Source organism: Paraburkholderia sp. SIMBA_053 (assembly GCF_046534895.1).
GTDB lineage: Bacteria > Pseudomonadota > Gammaproteobacteria > Burkholderiales > Burkholderiaceae > Paraburkholderia > Paraburkholderia caledonica.
The window spans coordinates 1-441 of sequence record NZ_JAWRXU010000123.1; the positions used below are offsets into that span (position 1 = coordinate 1).

Consider the following 441-nt stretch of genomic DNA (forward strand, 5'->3'; position numbering starts at 1 on the left):
GCCAGGTGCTGGCCGACATCTTCACGTATTTCGAGCATCGCGGTCCGATTCGCGGCAAGACGGTCGCGTGGGTCGGCGACGCGAACAACATGCTCTACACGTGGATCGAAGCCGCGCAGATTCTCGGCTTCAAGCTGCGCCTCTCCACGCCGCCGGGCTACAAGCTCGACCGCGGCTTCGTCGCCGCGGAAAGCGCGCCGTTCTACGAGGAATTCGACGATCCGAACGAAGCGTGCGCGGGCGCCGATCTCGTCACGACTGACGTGTGGACCAGCATGGGCTTCGAGGCCGAAAACGAAGCGCGCAAGAAAGCCTTCGCCGACTGGTGCGTCGACGCGGAAATGATGTCGCGCGCGCACGCCGACGCGCTCTTCATGCACTGCCTGCCGGCTCATCGCGGCGAAGAAGTGAGCGCGGAAGTGATCGACGGTCCGCAAAGCG

At 64.6% G+C, this 441-nt stretch carries 1 pseudogene; it reads left to right on the plus strand.

Annotated features, from left to right (window positions below):
• A pseudogene (locus SB753_RS34860) lies at positions 1 to 441 on the plus strand (ornithine carbamoyltransferase); the annotation flags it as partial.